13 protein-coding genes and 1 pseudogene are annotated in these 17,302 nt (G+C 61.9%); 9 read left to right on the top strand and 5 right to left on the bottom strand.

The features are described 5' to 3' along the window. The first annotated feature begins 242 nt into the window (after positions 1-242). Positions 243-3,122 carry a valine--tRNA ligase gene (locus FSO04_RS41700; RefSeq protein WP_154567212.1) on the top strand — a complete coding sequence of 960 codons (2,880 nt, stop codon included), beginning with the start codon at positions 243-245 and terminating at the stop codon, positions 3,120-3,122. Positions 3,123-3,194: 72 nt separating this feature from the next. After that, positions 3,195-4,076: a UTP--glucose-1-phosphate uridylyltransferase GalU gene (galU, locus tag FSO04_RS41705; protein WP_054042256.1), complete on the top strand. Its 882-nt coding sequence runs from the start codon at positions 3,195-3,197 to the stop codon at positions 4,074-4,076. A 132-nt stretch (positions 4,077-4,208) separates the two neighbouring features. On the opposite strand, the gene FSO04_RS41710 is transcribed toward galU, so the two are convergent. The 4 genes from FSO04_RS41710 to FSO04_RS41725 all read right to left on the bottom strand — a co-directional run bounded on the left by FSO04_RS41710 (position 4,209) and on the right by FSO04_RS41725 (position 7,512). After that, the gene (locus tag FSO04_RS41710) at positions 4,209-4,436 is read right to left on the bottom strand and encodes a sulfurtransferase TusA family protein (protein WP_025600552.1); all 228 of its coding nucleotides are present in this window, start codon (positions 4,434-4,436) and stop codon (positions 4,209-4,211) included. 145 nt (positions 4,437-4,581) lie between these two features. After that, positions 4,582-5,625 (bottom strand): Gfo/Idh/MocA family oxidoreductase, encoded by a 1,044-nt coding sequence (locus tag FSO04_RS41715; RefSeq protein ID WP_408383142.1) that lies wholly within the window; start codon positions 5,623-5,625, stop codon positions 4,582-4,584. After that, on the bottom strand, positions 5,622-6,638 hold the full coding sequence (iolG, locus tag FSO04_RS41720) for an inositol 2-dehydrogenase (RefSeq protein ID WP_154567213.1): 1,017 nt from the start codon (positions 6,636-6,638) through the stop codon (positions 5,622-5,624). The genes FSO04_RS41715 and iolG overlap by 4 nt, the downstream gene beginning before the upstream one ends. Then, the gene (locus tag FSO04_RS41725; RefSeq protein ID WP_154567214.1) at positions 6,631-7,512 is read right to left on the bottom strand and encodes a MurR/RpiR family transcriptional regulator; all 882 of its coding nucleotides are present in this window, start codon (positions 7,510-7,512) and stop codon (positions 6,631-6,633) included. Before FSO04_RS41725 ends, iolG begins: the two co-directional genes overlap by 8 nt. A 277-nt stretch (positions 7,513-7,789) precedes the next feature. Between FSO04_RS41725 and FSO04_RS41730 the strand changes: the two genes are divergently transcribed. From FSO04_RS41730 to iolB, 7 genes are all read left to right on the top strand, one after another. Beyond that, positions 7,790-8,836, top strand: a complete 1,047-nt coding sequence (locus FSO04_RS41730; protein WP_154567215.1) for a sugar ABC transporter substrate-binding protein — start codon at positions 7,790-7,792, stop codon at positions 8,834-8,836. Between the two features lie 191 nt (positions 8,837-9,027). Further along, positions 9,028-10,203, top strand: coding sequence for an ABC transporter permease (locus FSO04_RS41735; RefSeq protein ID WP_154567216.1), 1,176 nt, complete (start codon positions 9,028-9,030; stop codon positions 10,201-10,203). Between the two features lie 13 nt (positions 10,204-10,216). Then, complete coding sequence (locus FSO04_RS41740; protein ID WP_154567217.1) at positions 10,217-11,041, top strand: ATP-binding cassette domain-containing protein; 825 nt, start codon at positions 10,217-10,219, stop codon at positions 11,039-11,041. Positions 11,042-11,107: 66 nt separating this feature from the next. Beyond that, complete coding sequence (locus FSO04_RS41745; RefSeq protein ID WP_154567218.1) at positions 11,108-13,186, top strand: bifunctional 5-dehydro-2-deoxygluconokinase/5-dehydro-2-deoxyphosphogluconate aldolase; 2,079 nt, start codon at positions 11,108-11,110, stop codon at positions 13,184-13,186. Further along, the gene (gene iolD / locus FSO04_RS41750) at positions 13,183-15,156 is read left to right on the top strand and encodes a 3D-(3,5/4)-trihydroxycyclohexane-1,2-dione acylhydrolase (decyclizing) (protein WP_154567219.1); all 1,974 of its coding nucleotides are present in this window, start codon (positions 13,183-13,185) and stop codon (positions 15,154-15,156) included. The genes FSO04_RS41745 and iolD overlap by 4 nt, the downstream gene beginning before the upstream one ends. A gap of 10 nt (positions 15,157-15,166) precedes the next feature. Beyond that, entirely contained in the window at positions 15,167-16,093 is a 927-nt protein-coding gene (gene iolE, locus FSO04_RS41755; RefSeq protein ID WP_154567220.1) for a myo-inosose-2 dehydratase, read from the top strand. Next, positions 16,090-16,890, top strand: coding sequence for a 5-deoxy-glucuronate isomerase (gene iolB, locus FSO04_RS41760; RefSeq protein WP_154567221.1), 801 nt, complete (start codon positions 16,090-16,092; stop codon positions 16,888-16,890). Before iolE ends, iolB begins: the two co-directional genes overlap by 4 nt. A 180-nt stretch (positions 16,891-17,070) precedes the next feature. Here the strand turns inward: iolB and FSO04_RS46690 are convergent. After that, positions 17,071-17,302, bottom strand: a pseudogene (locus tag FSO04_RS46690) (IS481 family transposase); the annotation flags it as partial.

A 17,302-nucleotide genomic window follows, 5' to 3' on the forward strand; every position in this document is an offset into this window, starting at 1 on the left:
GCTTTCTCTTGCCTACTTCTCTTTGCAGCCGGCAAAGAGAAGTAGGTGCCGCCCCGCACAGGGGCAACGCTAATAGACCACTAACAATTCAAGGAAAGGCACCAAAGCCAGATCAAGGAAAGGCCAAAGCCCTAAGAAAACTGACAAAAGCGCCGCGCAGGCAAAAACCACCCCTAAATCCTCTCACCGGCAGCGCCGCTTATAATCGAGCATTCTTTGCATCCACCAGCAGACGGACAGAAATGAGCGAGACCCCGAGCGACCCCACCTCCACACTTGCCAAAAGCTTCGAGCCCCACACCATCGAGGCCCACTGGGGCCCCGAATGGGAAAAGCGCGCCTACGCGGCGCCCACCTTCGACGAAAACAAGAAAGACTTCTCGATCCAGTTGCCGCCGCCGAACGTCACCGGCACCCTGCATATGGGCCATGCGTTCAACCAGACGATCATGGACGGCCTCACCCGCTATCACCGCATGCTCGGTGAAAACACCCTCTGGGTGCCGGGCACGGACCACGCAGGCATCGCCACGCAAATCGTCGTCGAACGGCAACTGGATGCGAAAGGCGTCTCCCGTCATGACCTCGGCCGCGAAAAATTCACCGAACGCGTCTGGGAATGGAAGCAGGAATCCGGCTCGACCATCACGAATCAGGTGCGCCGCCTAGGCGCGTCGATCGACTGGTCGCGCGAATACTTCACGATGGACGACAAAATGTCGGCCGCCGTGCGCGACGTGTTCGTACGCCTGTATGAACAAGGCCTGATCTACCGCGGCAAGCGCCTCGTGAACTGGGATCCGGTGCTGCTCACCGCGGTCTCCGACCTCGAAGTGGTCAGCGAAGAAGAAAACGGCCACCTCTGGCACATCCAGTATCCGCTCACGGACGGCTCGGGCCATCTGACGGTCGCCACCACGCGCCCGGAAACCATGCTCGGCGATACCGCCGTGATGGTCCATCCGGAAGACGAACGCTATGCGCATCTGATCGGCAAAACGGTCACGCTGCCGCTCTCCGGCCGCGAAGTCCCGATCATCGCCGACGACTACGTCGACCGCGAATTCGGCACCGGCGTGGTCAAGGTCACGCCCGCGCACGATTTCAACGACTATCAGGTCGGCCTGCGCCACAAGCTGCCGATGATCGAGATCCTCACGCTCGACGCGAAAATCAACGACAACGCGCCGGAAACCTACCGCGGTCTGGACCGTTTCGAAGCCCGCAAGCAGGTGGTGATGGATCTCGAAGCGCTCAGCGCACTCGAATCGGTCAAGCCGCACAAGCTGATGGTGCCGCGCGGCGACCGCACGGGCGTCGTGATCGAGCCGATGCTGACGGACCAATGGTTCGTCGCCATGAGCAAGCCGGCGCCGGAAGGCACCTTCAATCCGGGCAAGTCGATCGCGGAAACGGCGCTCGACGTGGTTCGCAGCGGCGAAATCAAGTTCGTGCCGGAAAACTGGTCCACCACGTATTACCAGTGGCTCGAAAACATCCAGGACTGGTGTATCTCGCGCCAACTCTGGTGGGGCCATCAGATCCCGGCGTGGTACGGCGAAAACGGTGAAATCTTCGTCGCCAACACCGAAGAAGGCGCGCGCGAGAAGGCCGCAGAAGCCGGTTACACGGGCCCGCTCAAGCGCGACGATGATGTGCTCGACACGTGGTTCTCGTCGGCGCTGGTGCCGTTCTCGTCGCTCGGCTGGCCCGCCGAGACGCCGGAGTTGAAGCACTTCATGCCTTCGTCGGTGCTGGTCACCGGTTTCGACATCATCTTCTTCTGGGTCGCGCGCATGGTCATGATGACCACGCACTTCACCGGTAAGGTGCCGTTCGACACGGTCTACGTGCACGGTCTCGTGCGCGACGCCGAAGGCCAGAAGATGTCGAAGAGCAAGGGCAATACGCTCGACCCGATCGATATCGTCGACGGCATCGACCTGGACGCGCTGGTCGCCAAGCGCACCACCGGCCTGATGAATCCGAAGCAGGCTGCGTCGATCGAAAAGAAAACCCGCAAGGAATTCCCGGACGGCATTCCGGCGTTCGGCACCGACGCGCTGCGCTTCACGATGGCGTCGATGGCCACGCTCGGCCGCAACGTCAACTTCGATCTCGCGCGCTGCGAAGGCTATCGCAACTTCTGCAACAAGCTGTGGAATGCCACCCGCTTTGTGCTGATGAATTGCGAAGGCCACGATTGCGGTTTCGGCAAGCCGGAGCAATGCGGCGAATGCGGTCCGGACGGCCACCTGAATTTTTCGGCGGCCGACCGCTGGATCGTTTCGCGTCTACAACGTGTGGAAGCGGAAATCGCCAAGGGTTTCGCCGACTATCGTTTTGACAATGTGGCCAACGCCCTATACAAGTTCGTATGGGACGAATACTGTGACTGGTATCTCGAACTCGCCAAGGTTCAGATCCAGACGGGTCAGCCGAACCAGCAGCGCGCAACGCGCCGCACGCTGCTGCGCGTACTCGAGACGGTGTTGCGCCTCGCGCATCCGGTGATTCCGTTCATCACTGAAGCGCTGTGGCAAAAAGTTGCACCGTTGGCCGGACGTTATCCCGAAGGCAAAGCCGAGGGCGAAGCGTCCATCATGGTGCAGCCCTACCCCGTTGCGGAGCCGTCGAAGATCGACGAAGACGCGGAGCAATGGGCGGCCGACCTGAAAGCAGTGATCGATGCGTGCCGGAATCTGCGTGGCGAGATGAATCTGTCGCCGGCGGTCAAGGTGCCGTTGCTCGCTACCGGCAACGCGGAGCGCCTCGCAACCTTCGCTCCGTACGCTCAGGCATTGGCTCGTTTGTCGGAGGTGCAGATCATTGCCGACGAGGCAACGCTGGACGCGCAGGCAGATGGCGCGCCAATTGCTATCGTAGGGAATGACAAGCTCGTGCTGAAGGTGGAAATCGACGTTGCCGTCGAGCGCGAGCGTCTGTCGAAGGAAATTGCGCGGCTTGGCACGGAAGTCATCAAGTGCAATGCCAAATTGCAGAATGAAAGCTTTGTGGCAAAGGCGCCACCGGCAGTCGTTGAGCAGGAGCAGAAAAGGCTGGCAGAATTCGAAACCACTATCGGCAAGCTGAAAGCCCAATTGGCGCGTTTGCCGGCCTGATCGACGCGCCCTGTCCGCCCCGTTGCGGGCTGACAGGGCACAAAGCTAAACCAGAGGATTCAGGGTAATCACATGCTAAAAGTTACAAAAGCGGTTTTTCCGGTAGCAGGTCTTGGCACCCGGTTCCTCCCTGCCACGAAGGCAAGCCCGAAGGAGATGCTGCCGATCGTCGACAAGCCGCTGATTCAATACGCGGTGGAAGAGGCAATGGCGGCCGGCATCACCGAAATGATCTTTGTCACGGGGCGCAGCAAGCGCGCGATCGAGGACCATTTCGATAAGTCATACGAAATCGAGGCCGAACTCCAGGCGCGTGGCAAGGACAAGCTGCTGGAACTCGTGCGCAGCATCAAGCCGAGCCATGTGGACTGCTTCTACGTGCGTCAGCCGGAAGCGCTTGGTCTCGGCCACGCGGTGATGTGCGCTGAAAAGCTGGTGGGCGACAACCCGTTCGCCGTCATCCTCGCGGACGACTTGCTCTACGGCAAGCCGCCTGTCATGACGCAGATGATCGAGGTGTTCGACCACTATCACAGCTCGGTGATCGGTGTCGAAGAGATCCCGCACTCGGAGACGAAGTCGTACGGTATCGTCGACGGCAAGGAGTGGGAAGACTCGATCATCAAGATGTCGGGCATCGTCGAAAAGCCGGAACCGGACGTCGCACCGTCGAATCTCGGCGTGGTAGGCCGCTATGTGCTAAAGCCGCGTATTTTCGAACATCTGCGCGCGCTGAAGCCGGGCGCGGGCGGCGAATTGCAGTTGACGGACGCGATTCAGTCGCTGCTCGCCGATGAGCAAGTGCTGGCTTACAAGTACCACGGCACGCGTTTCGACTGCGGCAGCAAGCTGGGTTATCTGAAGGCGACGGTCGAGTTCGCGCTGCGTCACCCGGAAGTGGCTGCGGATTTCGAAGAATATCTGCGTACCCGTTCGCCGGTGCTGGAAGGCTGAGCAACGGGGACAGCCGCGCAGAACCCTTGCGCTGTTAGCCTCTCGCGATAAGCAGTAGTCAGACGTAAAAAAGGCGCTGTGCCCCGCAATTGCGGGCACAGCGCCTTTTGTTTGGTATTTTTGTTTTGTATTTCAGCGGCGCTTCATCAGAAACGTGAAAACCTTGTCGTGCGCCGAGCTTTCGACGATTTCGTTGCCGGTTTGCTTCGCGAATGCGGCGAAATCGCGCTGCGAGCCCGGATCGGTGGCCAGTACCTTGAGAATCTGGCCGCTTTCCATGTCGGCGAGCGCCTTCTTGGCGCGCAAAATGGGCAGCGGGCACATCAGCCCGCGCGCATCGACTTCCTTGTGAACCTGAATTTGCATCGACGATGACCTTCGGGATGAGGCGTCGTAAGCGACGCCGGACAGAGGGTCAAATTCTACAGCAGGTGTCGTTTAGCCGCCGGAAGTGACGCAGTCATGTCGATTGTCGCAATCCGGCGGCGCTTTGGTGCCTTGGGCGCTACAACGTGACCGCCTCTCCGCTCTGCAAAGACTGGCGCAACGCCATGCCGATCCGCGTCGCTTCGAGCGCGTCGGCCAGCGTGGCGCCTGCTTGTGCATTCGATGCCGCGCCACCCTGCACCGCCGCCACGAAGGCGCGCGCCTCATGCAAAAACGCATCCTCGAAGCGATCGAAAAAGTTCGGGGTGCATTCGTTGCGAATGCCCGTCGCGTCGTAGATCTCGACGCGATTTGCACGCGGATTGTGGCCAATCGCCAGCGCGCCGGCAGTGCCTATCACCTCGCTATGCGTGTCGTTACCGTGAGCTTGCGTGCGAGACGCATAGAACATCGCGAGCTTGCCGTCCTCGAATTCGCAGATCGCCACGCCGTTATCGACGTCGCCGAATTCCCGCAGCCCCTCGTGCAATGCGACCGCGCCCGCCGCAAACACGCGTTTGGCGCGCGGTTTGCCGAGCAGCCAGCGCGCGACGTCGATGTCGTGCACCGTGCAGTCCAGAAAGATCCCACCGGAGGTCGCCGCGAAACGCACGAAGAAGCCGTCGTTGTCGTTCTGATCGGTGGTTTGCGAGCGCACCAGAAACGGTCGGCCGATCTTGCCGGCTTCGATCTTGTCGAACGCATCCTTGTAGCTCGGATCGAAACGCCGCATGAAGCCGATGGTCGCCTGCAAATGCGGATAGCGCGCGGCCTCGGCCAATACGCGCTCGCACTCGGCGAGATCCAGCGACAGCGGCTTCTCGCAGAACACATGTTTGCCGGCCCGCAATGCATCGATAATCTGCTGCGCGTGCAAGGACGACGGCGTGACGAGCCACACCGCGTCCACGTCGCGATCGGCGAGCAGGGCCGCATAGTCGTCGTAGAGACGCGGTTCGGGCAACGCCTCGCGCGCCCACGCCCGCTCCTCCTCCACCGGACTGCAAGCGGCCACAAGCGCCGCACCCGGCACGCGATACGCCAGATTCTCCGCGTGGCGCTTGCCCAACCGCCCCAAGCCGACCACACCCAAACGAAGCCGCCCAGTCGTCGCGTTCGTCACGATGCCTCCCCGAGCTTCACGGCGCGACCCTCACGCCACGAGCGCGTCGCAGCGTCTGCCAGTTCGAGCGCTTTCAGGCCGTCGGCGACGGTGGTTCGCACCGGCTTGCCGTGCGTGACCGCATCGAAGAAATGCGCGATTTCCAGTGCGTACGCCGCGCGATAACGTTCGAGGAAAAACGCCTCGGGCACGTCGCTCGACACTTCGGTTTTCGAATACGCGGTGACCTCGGTGGGCCGTACATTGCCCGCCTGCAGCATGCCGGTGCTGCCGAGCACCTCGAAACGCTGGTCATACCCATAAGCCGCGCGCCGCGCGGTGTTGATCTGGCACAGGCGGCCGTGCTTCGTGCGGATCGTCACCGCGGTCGAATCGATATCGCCCGCTTCGGCAATTGCCGGATCCGAAAGACAACTACCCGTGGCATGCAGCGTGTCGGCTTCGTCATCGAGAATCCAGCGAAAGATGTCGAAGTCGTGAATCAACATGTCCTTGAAAATGCCGCCCGAGTGCTTGATGTACTCAACCGGCGGTGCGCCCGGATCGCGGCTCGTCACCACCAGCATTTCCGGCGTGCCGATTACACCCGCATCGATGCGCGCTTTCAACGCGGAAAAGGTCGGGTCGAAGCGGCGCTGAAAACCGATCATGCAAACCACGCCCGCGCGCTCTACCGCTTCGGCGCAGGCCCGCGCGCGTTCCAAAGTCAGATCGACGGGCTTCTCGCAGAACACATGTTTCTTCTGCGCGGCCGATTTCATGATCAGATCCGCGTGCGTGTCCGTGCTCGAACAGATCACCGTCGCGCCGATCGACGCGTCGCCCATCGCGCCGTCGATATCCGCAACCTGCGCGCCGTGCTCGGCGGCGAGCGCCGCGGCCGCCTCGCGATTCACATCGACCACATACTTGAGCCGCACGCCCGGTTGCCGCGCCAGATTCGCCGCATGAATCTTGCCGATACGTCCCGCACCGAATACCGCTACGTCGATCGTCTTTACCGCCTCAGTCATCGTATCCTCCAGTGTCTTTGGATTCTTCTACGTTCAGTTCGAGCTTGTACGCGAGCGCGATGAACAACGCCTGGCACAAACAGATCGTGCTGGTCAGCGAGCGGAACGCAAACGCGCTGCCCTCTTTCACATACAGTTGGGTGGTAGCGTAACGCGCCAGCGGAGAAAGTTGGCTATCCGTAATAACCAGCGTCTTCGCTTGATGATGGTGCGCAACACGCAGGCAGTACTGTGTTTCCTTGCCATACGGGGCGAAGCTGATCGCGATCACCACGTCGCCCTTCTTCACGCTGCGAATCTGTTCGCGGTACATGCCGCCGAAGCCGGACACCAGATGCACGCGCTTGGGGGTGTGCTGCAACGCGTAGACGATGTAGCTCGCCACCGGAAACGAGCGCCGCACGCCGATCACGTAGATGTTGTCGGCCTGCTGCAGCATCTTCACGGCGGCATCGAACTGCTGGTCGTCGAGGCCGGCTTCAAGTTCTTCAAGACCGCCGCGCGAGGCCGCGATGAATTCGCGCGCCACGGAGCCGCCGGACAACGCGCCGGGCTTCTCGTCGATCAGCTTGCGAATCCGCTGCTGATAACTCGGCGAGGACGTGCCCTGCCCCGTGTACGCCTGACGAAACACCGCCTGCAGATCGGAGAAGCCGGAAAAGCCGAAGCGCTGCGCAAAGCGCACCACCGCCGACGGATGCACGCCGCAGCTCGCGGCGATATCGCTGGTGCGATCCACCATCACGCTCGAGCGATGCTGCTCGATATACGTCGCGACATTCTTCAATTGCCGCGGCAGCGCCTCGTAGTTTTCCGCGATGCGCTGCATCAATTCTTCGACGCTCGGCAAGTCTTCGGTGCTCTCTTCCGCCATGGCTCTCTCTTCGTTGCTTTATTGCAGTGCGGAAGGCGCTTCCAGCGCGCGCCGCACAGTGTCCTGACGCTGCCGATTATAGGCAGGCGCCCCACCAAATGGAACGTATTTTCTATTTTTATTTGTCATGAAATTTTCATTGCAAGGCTTCGGAAGATGACCTAATCTTGGTCGTGAGCGATGGTGCATCGGCTGACGTCTGCCGCAACGCACGCAATCGGAAAGCCGCCCGCCAGACGCTCCCTTCAATAACGACAGACCGAGAAAGGTGGAGACAATGAGACTTTGCAAGGGCAAGGCTACGCTCAGGATTCTGGTGGCGGCATTGACGTTGGCGACGGGATTCGGTGCGGCGTCGTCCGCCCGCGCGGCTGACGCTCACTTCGTGCTGATCAGCCACGCGCCGGATTCGGATTCGTGGTGGAACACCATCAAGAACGCCATCAAACAGGCCGACGAAGATTTCAACGTCGAGACCGACTACCGCAATCCGCCGAACGGCGACATCGCCGATATGGCGCGTCTGGTCGAACAGGCCGCCGCGCGCAACTACGACGGCGTGATCGTTTCGATCGCAGACTTCGACGTGCTCAAGAGTTCGCTCGCCAAGGTCACCGAGAAACACATTCCGCTCGTCACGATCAATTCCGGCACTGAGGAGCAAAGCGCGCAGCTTGGCGCGATCATGCACGTCGGTCAGCCTGAATACGCCGCGGGCAAAGCGGCGGGCCAGAAAGCGAAGGCAGCGGGCATCAAGTCGTTCCTGTGCGTGAACCACTACGCGACCAACCCGGCTTCGTTCGAACGCTGCCGCGGCTTTGCCGAGGCGATCGGCGTCGACTTCAAGTCCTCCACGCTCGACGCGGGCCAGGACCCGACCGGTGTGCAATCGAAAGTGAGCGCGTATCTGCGCAATCACCCGAACACCCAGGCGGTGCTCACCCTGGGTCCGCTGTCGGCCGCGCCGACGATGAAGGCGCTGCAGCAGATGGGCCTCGCCGGCAAGGTCTGGTTCGCGACGTTCGACTTCGACAATGACATCGCCAAGGGCATCCAGGACGGCACGATCCAGTTCGCCATCGACCAGCAACCCTACCTGCAGGGCTATATCCCGGTTGCCGTACTGGCCATCGTGAAGAAGGAACACACCACAGATCCGGCGAAGATCCGCCAGATCCTGCAGGCCAATCCGAAGTTCCAGCAACGTCTCACCACGTACGGCCTGCAGCCCGCTTATGGGCCGCGCAATATCGGTTCCGGCCCGGGTTTCATCACCAAGGCCAATATCGACAAGGTGGTCAAGTACGCAGGGCAGTACCGCTAACGCATTTCGCTGGAAGTACGGACACGGGAGAACCGTTCCGGCAGGTATGAAGAAAGTGGACGCGGCCGGCCGCAACTGGCCAGGCCGCCCCACGCCTGCATTCACCACGTTTTACGTGCATTACGCGCCATGCGGTCCGATTGCAGTCCTTTGATGACTGCGAAAAGCCGGGCGCATCAAGGAGAGCTTCAATGGGCGTAGCCAACCCCTTCCACCCTCATCCCCGCAAGCAGCCCCCTTCGAACACCGCGACGACGTCAACGTCCGGCGGTGCGCCCGCGGCGGCCGATGAGCGCGTGCGCCAGGAATCGTGGTTCCGGCATCTGCTGAACCGTCCGGAATTCGCCGCCCTCGCCGGCACCGTGATGGTGTTCCTCGTGTTTGGGATTGCGGCCGGCAACTCCGGCATGTTCAACCTCGACGGCGTGATGAACTGGTCGCAAGTGGCCGCGTATCTCGGCCTCATCTCAGTCGGTGCATGCCTGTTGATGATCGCCGGCGAATTCGATCTGTCGATCGGTTCGATGATCGGCTTCTCGGGCATGATGGTCGCGCTGCCCACGATGTACTTCCACTGGCCGATTGCCTTGTCGATCGTGTTCGCGTTCGCCGGATCGATGCTGCTCGGCGCACTCAACGGCTATCTGGTGATGCGCACGCGGCTGCCGTCATTCATCGTGACGCTGGCGTTCCTGTTCATCCTGCGCGGCCTCACGCTGGCCCTGTCGGTCATGTTCGCCGACCGCACGATCATCTCCGGCGTGGGCGACGTCGCCGCTCACGACTGGCTCGCCCATACCTTGTTCCAGGGTGTCGCGTTCAAGGGCCTGTTCACCTGGCTCGGCCATATCGGTGTTGTGAAGCTGCTCGATAACGGCAACCCGCTCGTGCCGGGCATCCCGAAGGTGCTGCTCTGGTGGTTCGCGCTTGCTGCAGTCTGTGCCTTCACCCTCGCCAAGACCCGCTTCGGCAACTGGATTTTCGCGGTCGGCGGCGACGCCAACGCGGCGAAGAACGTCGGCGTGCCGGTGCGGCGCGTGAAGATTTCACTGTTCGTGCTGACCGCGTTCTGCGCGTGCCTGTTCGCCGTGCTGCAAGTGTGCGACATCGGCTCGGCCGCGGCCGACCGCGGGTTGCAGGCCGAATTCGAGGCCATCATCGCGGCGGTGATTGGCGGCACGCTGCTGACCGGCGGCTACGGTTCGGTGATCGGCGCCTGCTTCGGCGCGTTGATCTTCGGCGTCGTGCAGATCGGCATCACCTATACGAATGTCGATTCCGACTGGTTCCGCGTGTTCCTCGGCGTGATGCTGCTGATCGCCGTGCTGTTCAATCACTACGTGCGCCGCCGCGTCGCGCAGTCGTAACGAGGAGACGACCATGTCCGATTCGAATACCGTGAACACCGCGGCCAAGCCGCAGGACGACATAATCCTCGCACTCGAAGACGTCAGCAAATACTTCGGCCAGGTCATCGCGCTAAGCGGCGTGACCCTGCGCCTGAAGCGCGGCGAAGTGCATTGCCTGCTCGGTGACAACGGCGCGGGTAAGTCGACGCTGATCAAGACGCTCGCCGGCGTGCACCGCCCCTCTTCCGGTCAATATCTGGTGGATGGCAAACCGGTGCAGTTCGAGTCGCCGAAAGACGCGCTCGATCTCGGCATCGCCACCGTCTATCAGGATCTGGCGCTGGTGCCCTTGCTCTCCGTGGCGCGCAACTTTTTCATGGGCCGCGAGCCGCAGAAAAAACTGTTTGGTTTCATCAACGTGATGGACCTCGAAACCAGCGCCACCACCGCACGCGACAAGCTCGCCGAAATGGGCATCAACGTGCGCGATCCGCATCAACCGATTGGAACGATGTCCGGCGGCGAGAAGCAATGCCTCGCGATTGCGCGGGCGATTCACTTCGGCGCACGCGTGCTGATTCTCGACGAGCCGACGGCCGCGCTCGGCGTCAAGCAGAGCTTCAACGTGCTCAAACTGATCCACACGGCGCGCGCAAAAGGCATCTCGGTGATTTTCATCACACACAACGTGCACCACGCGTATCCGATCGGCGATTCGTTCACGCTGCTCAATCGCGGCAAATCGCTCGGCACGTTCACGAAGGACACCATCAGCAAGGACGAAGTACTCGACATGATGGCCGGCGGCGCCGAAATGCAGAAGATGATCGGCGAACTCGACGGCGCGACGATCTGATTCATTCGCGCGGGCTTCCGGCGCTTGCCGCGCCTCACGCCCGCGCTCAGCTATTCAGGAATATTCATGAATCATTCCAGCACATCCAGCGGGACCGGGATCGAGAACGGTGGCGGGCTCACTTCCGCTTCGGCGGCAACGTCAACGGCAACAGCGAGCCGTTTCGCACCGGGCCGCAGTCGCGACATCGTCTGTCTTGGCCGTCTTGCCGTCGATCTGTACGCGCAGCAGGTCGGCGCGCGACTCGAAGACGTGTCGAGCTTCGCGAAGTATCTTGGCGGTTCATCCGCGAATATCGCGTTCGGTTGCGCGCGGCTCGGGCTTGCATCGGCGATGCTGGCGCGCGTCGGCAACGATCACATGGGGCGTTTTCTCACCGAGACCTTGACGAAGGAAGGCTGCGACGTCAGTCATGTACGCGTCGATCAGGAACGCCTGACCGCCCTCGTTCTGCTCGGTCTGAAAGATCGCGATACCTTTCCGCTGATCTTTTATCGCGAGAACTGCGCGGATATGGCGGTGGATGAAGCGGATTTCGACGAGGCGTACATTGCGTCGTCGAAAGCGCTGCTGATTACCGGCACACACTTTTCGACCGAGCAGGTGAATCGCACGAGCCGCCGCGCGCTGGATTACGCGCGACGCAATAACGTGCGCACCGTGCTCGATATCGACTATCGCCCGGTGTTGTGGGGTCTCACGGGCAAGGCGGATGGCGAAACCCGCTTCGTCGCGAGCGAAGGCGTGACCGCGCACTTGCAGCGCATCCTGCCGTTGTTCGATCTGGTGATCGGCACTGAGGAGGAGTTTCGCATCGCCGGCGGCAAGACCGAACTCGTCGATGCATTAGCGATGGTACGCGCCGTGACTCCGGCCACGCTGGTTCTGAAGCGCGGGCCGATGGGCTGCCAGATCATCGACGGCAAAGTACCTGCAAAGCTCGACGATTTGCCGATTCACGGCGGAGTCGAGGTGGAAGTGTTGAATGTACTCGGCGCAGGCGATGCATTCGCCTCGGGCTTTCTCTCCGGATGGTTACGCGATCAGCCGCTCGAAGCCTGCGCGCGTGCGGCGAATGCGAGCGGTGCGCTGGTCGTCTCGCGTCACGGCTGTGCGCCGGCGATGCCGACGCCCGCCGAACTCGAATACTTCCTGCGCGAAGCCAAGGCCGATCCGCAACGCATGCGCCGCCCCGACCGCGACGCGACGCTCGCACGCCTGCATCGTGTCTCCCCTGCCCACAAACAATGGGACGAAGTACTCGGCTTCGCGTTCGACCACCGCAACCAGTTCTTCGAACTCGCCCAGCAGACCGGCGCCGATGAAGCCCGTATCGTGCAACTGAAGGGCCTGTTCGTCGAAGCTGTCGCGCAGACGGAAGCCGCCTTGGGGCTGCAAGGCCGCATCGGCATCTTGAGCGACGACCGCTACGGTCAGGACGCATTGAACGCCGCCACCGGCCGCGGTTGGTGGATCGGCCGGCCGGTTGAGTTGCCCGGGTCCGTGCCGCTCGTGTTCGACCACGGCCGCTCGATCGGTACGACGCTGATCGCGTGGCCGCAGGAACACATCGCCAAGTGCCTCGTGCAATTCCATCCGGACGAACCGGTCGAACAACGCCTCGAACAGGAAGCGCAACTGCGTGCGCTTTACGACGCGACGCAAGCGAGCGGCCACGAATTGCTGCTTGAAGTAATTCCGCCGAAACACGCGCATCTGCCGCAAGCACCGGACATCGTTTATCGCGCGTTGAAGCGGCTGTACAACATCGGTATCTATCCGGAATGGTGGAAACTCGAACCGATGGACGCCGCCCAATGGCAAGCCGTCGACGCGCTGATCGCCGAGCGCGATCCGTACTGCCGGGGCGTGGTATTGCTCGGTTTGTCGGCGGGTGTCGAGCAATTGAACGAGGGCTTTCGCGCGGCGGCGCAATCGGCGACATGCCGTGGATTTACCGTCGGCCGCACGATCTTTCACGAGCCGAGCCATGCGTGGCTCGCCGGTGAAATCAGCGACGACGAACTGATCGCGCGCGTGCGCCGCACGTTCGAAACGCTGATTGCGTCGTGGCGTGCAACGCGTGGAACGACAAGCACGCAGCCCACCACGGCGGACCATGCACATCAGGAGCAGGCGGCATGAACCAGCGCGTATTGCATCACGATGCGGCGTCCGCCAACGACGCCACCCAGGCTCACGCGCCATCGGGCGGCACCGTCCGTCTGACGACCGCCCAGGCGCTGGTTCGCTACCTCGCAGCACAACGCGTCGCGACCGAAGACGGCACCGGCACCGAGCCGCTCTTTGGTGGCGTATTCGCGATCTTCGGGCACGGCAATGTGGCCGGAATGGGCGAAGCCTTGTATCAGCACCGCGAAGCGTTGCCCACGCTACGCGCCCACAACGAACAGGCGATGGCGCACAGCGCGATTGCCTATGCGAAGGCGCATTTCCGTCGCCGCATGATGGCCGTCACAACGTCGATCGGACCCGGCGCGACCAATCTGATCACCGCGGCCGCGCTCGCGCATGTGAACCGTCTGCCGGTGCTGCTGTTACCCGGCGACGTGTTCATCTCGCGCGCACCCGATCCGGTGTTGCAGCAGGTTGAAGATTTCCATGATGGCGGCGTCTCTGCGAACGATGCGTTCAAACCGGTGTCGCGCTACTTCGACCGCATCGTGCACCCGGCGCAATTGCTCAATGCATTGCCCCGCGCCCTGCGCGTGCTCACCGATGCGGCGTTGTGCGGTCCTGTCACGCTCGCGTTGCCTCAGGACGTGCAAGCGCAAGCATGGGATTTCCCGGCCGATTTCTTTACGCCACGCGTCGTCACGTTCCATTCCCCCGCGCCGCGCGCTGAAGACATCAACGCGGCGGTTGCTCATCTGCGCCGCGCCAAGCGGCCGTTGATCGTCGCGGGCGGCGGCGTGCTCTATGGCCGTGCGACCGACGCGCTGCACCGCTTCGCCGCCGCGCACGGCATTCCGGTGGCCGAAACTCAGGCCGGCAAGGGTTCGCTCGCCTGGAACGATCCGCTGAACGCCGGCGCGTTGGGCGTGACCGGCTCGCCCGCCGCCAATGCACTCGCTCACGATGCCGACTGCGTGCTGGCAATCGGCACACGCTTGCAGGACTTCACCACCGGCTCGAACACGTTGTTCACCCAGGCCGACGTGATCGGCATCAACGCGAATCCGTTCGATGCCATCAAGCATCGCGCGCTGGTGGTCGAGGCCGACGCACGTCTTGCATTAGATGCGCTCGCCGAATCCCTGCAAGGCTGGCACGCGGACCGTACATGGACCGCACGCGCACATAAGCTCGCGGCAAGCTGGCGCGACACCGTGAGCACGCTCACGCATGCGCCGCAACGCGACACCGTGCTGCCGTATGAGGGCGACGTGATCGGCGCGGTGCAGCGTTCGAGCGCGCGTTCCGCGACGGACGATATCGTCGTGTGCGCAGCGGGAACCTTGCCGGCCGAATTGCATAAGCTCTGGCGCGCCGGCAAACCGGGCGCGTATCACGTCGAATACGGCTACTCGTGTATGGGCTACGAGATTGCCGGCGGCCTCGGCGTCAAGCTCGCCCGGCCCGCGCGCGAAGTGATCGTGATGGTCGGCGACGGCAGCTATCTGATGATGAACAGCGAGATCGCGACTTCGGTGATGATCGGCGCGAAGCTGATCGTGGTGGTGCTCGACAATCGCGGCTATGGCTGCATCAACCGCTTGCAACAAGCTTGCGGTGGCGCACCGTTCAACAACCTGCTCGACGACTGCATGCAGGGTCCGCTTGGCGCGCCGAAGATCGACTTCGCCGCGCATGCACGCGCGCTCGGCGCGCAGGCCGAGCACGTCGCGAACATCGGCGAACTTGAAAGCGCGATGCAGCGTGCACGCGCCGCCGATCGCACCTATGTGATCAGTATCGACACCGACCCCGCCCGCACCACGAACGACGGCGGCTGGTGGTGGGAAGTCGCTGTGCCCGAAGTATCGGCACGCGACAGCGTGCGTGCTGCACGCTCGCAATACGACGCGCAACTCGCCGCCCGCGCGGCGCCCACCGACCCCAGCGACCGCCCCGGCCACATCGACAACGAATGAGGACGCCCGCATGACTGCTTTCGACGTACGTATCGGCATCAACCCCTTATCGTGGATGAACGATGACCTGCCTTCGCTCGGCGGCGAAACGCCACTCGAAGTCGCGTTGACCGAAGGACGCCAGATCGGCTACCAGGGTTTCGAACTCGGCAACAAGTTTCCGCGCGAACCGCAGGCGCTGAAGACCCTGCTTGCCCAATACGATCTGGCCTTGGTATCCGGCTGGTACTCCGGACGACTCGCGCGACGCAGCGTGGAAGAGGAAATCGCCTCGGTCGGCCCGCACCTCGAACTGCTCGCACAGAACGGCGCGACCGCGATGGTCTACGGCGAAGTTGCCGATTCGATCCAGGGCGCACCGCAACCGCTGTACCAACGCCCGCGTTTTTTCAGCGAAGCGCAATGGGCCGCCTACGCGGCGCGCGTCGATGAATTCGCACGCTATACGTTGAGCCGCGGCGTGCGGCTGGCGTACCATCATCACATGGGCGCGTATGTCGAAACGCCGGCCGACGTCGATCAACTGATGTCGCGCACGAGCGACGCCGTCGGCCTGCTGTTCGATGCCGGACACATCACGTTTGCCGGCGGCGATCCGCTCGCGGTGCTCGACAAACACATCGGGCGCGTGTGCCACGTGCACTGCAAGGACGTTCGACCGGCGGTAATGAAACTGGCGCGCAATCGCAACTGGAGTTTCCTCGACGCGGTGATCAGCGGCGCCTTCACGGTGCCGGGCGATGGCGCAGTGAACTTCCCGGCGATCATCGATCGATTGAAGCGGCATGGCTATCGTGGCTGGCTGGTGGTTGAAGCGGAACAGGACCCGGTGGTGGCGCCATCGTACGAGTATGCGCAGAAAGGATTCCGGACCTTGCGAGCGCTGGTCGATGCGCCGCTCGACGCCGGTGGCAGGACTGAGCAGGAGGCAGCATGAGTTTATTGGTAAAGGCGCAGCGCGAGGGCCAGACAATCGCGCGGGTGACGCCTGAGTCGGCGTGCTGGCGGTATGTGGGATTTGCTGCTTACCGGTTGGGCGCGGATGAAGTCGTGCATGTGTTTGAGCCGTCTCGCGAGGTGTGTATCGTCGTGTTGACGGGCGCGGTGGATATTGAAACTGCTGATGCAAAATGGAGTTCGCTGGGTTCACGCGATAGCGTGTTCGAGGATTCCGCGCCGTATGCGGTGTATTTTCCGCCTGGCGTGCGGGTGACGGTTCGCGCCTGTCGCGATGCGGAGGTTGGTGTGGCGAGTGCGCCCGGCAAGGGTATGTATCCGGCGAGGTTGATCGAGCCTTCTACGATGAAGCGTTCCACGCGAGGGAAAGGGCTGAATACGCGTTACGTATGCGATATTCTTCCGCAGACTGAGCTTGCGGAGTCTTTGCTTGTGGTTGAGGTTCGTACGCCTGGAGGGCATGCTTCAAGCTATCCGCCGCATAAGCACGATACGGATAATGTGCCTCACGAGAGTTCGCTCGAAGAGACTTATTATCATCGGCTCGATCCGCCGCAAGGGTTTGCTTTTCAGCGTGTGTATACGGATATGCGCGATATCGATGAGTCGATGGCGGTGGAGAATCACGACGTCGTGATGGTGCCGCGTGGGTATCATCCTGTTGTTGTTCCCTATGGGTATGAATCTTATTATTTGAATGTTATGGCTGGGGGGCAGCGGACCTGGCATTTTCGGAATGATCCCGCGCATGAGTGGATTATTAATAAGGATGGCTAGGGGTTTTTGCCTTTTGCGGCGGCATTTGGCCGTGTTCTTGGGGCGTTGGCCTTTCCTTGTTTTGTTAGTGGTCTATAAGCGTTGCCCCTGTGCGGGGCGTCACCTACTTCTCTTTGCCGGCTGTGTATAGACCGGGGACATGGTTGACAGACGTGCGGGGACATCATTGACACTTTATGGTCAGTGATTTTCGCTTCTCAGGTCAAGGGTGAGGATGCGATGATGGGCAAACCAGAATTCAAATACGCCGTCTTCGCCCGGCTTTGCGCGTGCCGCAACCGGCATCCCATAAAGTGCTTTCGAGACCCTAAGGTGCTGTCCTTCAAAGCGTAGCTGACCATTCGCTTTGACCCGCAGTACCACGTCATCCGGGCCGTACTCCGGCTCCGGCAGGATCGATGGATACGCCCGC

The sequence above is a fragment of the Paraburkholderia madseniana genome, from assembly GCF_009690905.1.
Classification (GTDB): Bacteria; Pseudomonadota; Gammaproteobacteria; order Burkholderiales; family Burkholderiaceae; genus Paraburkholderia; species Paraburkholderia madseniana.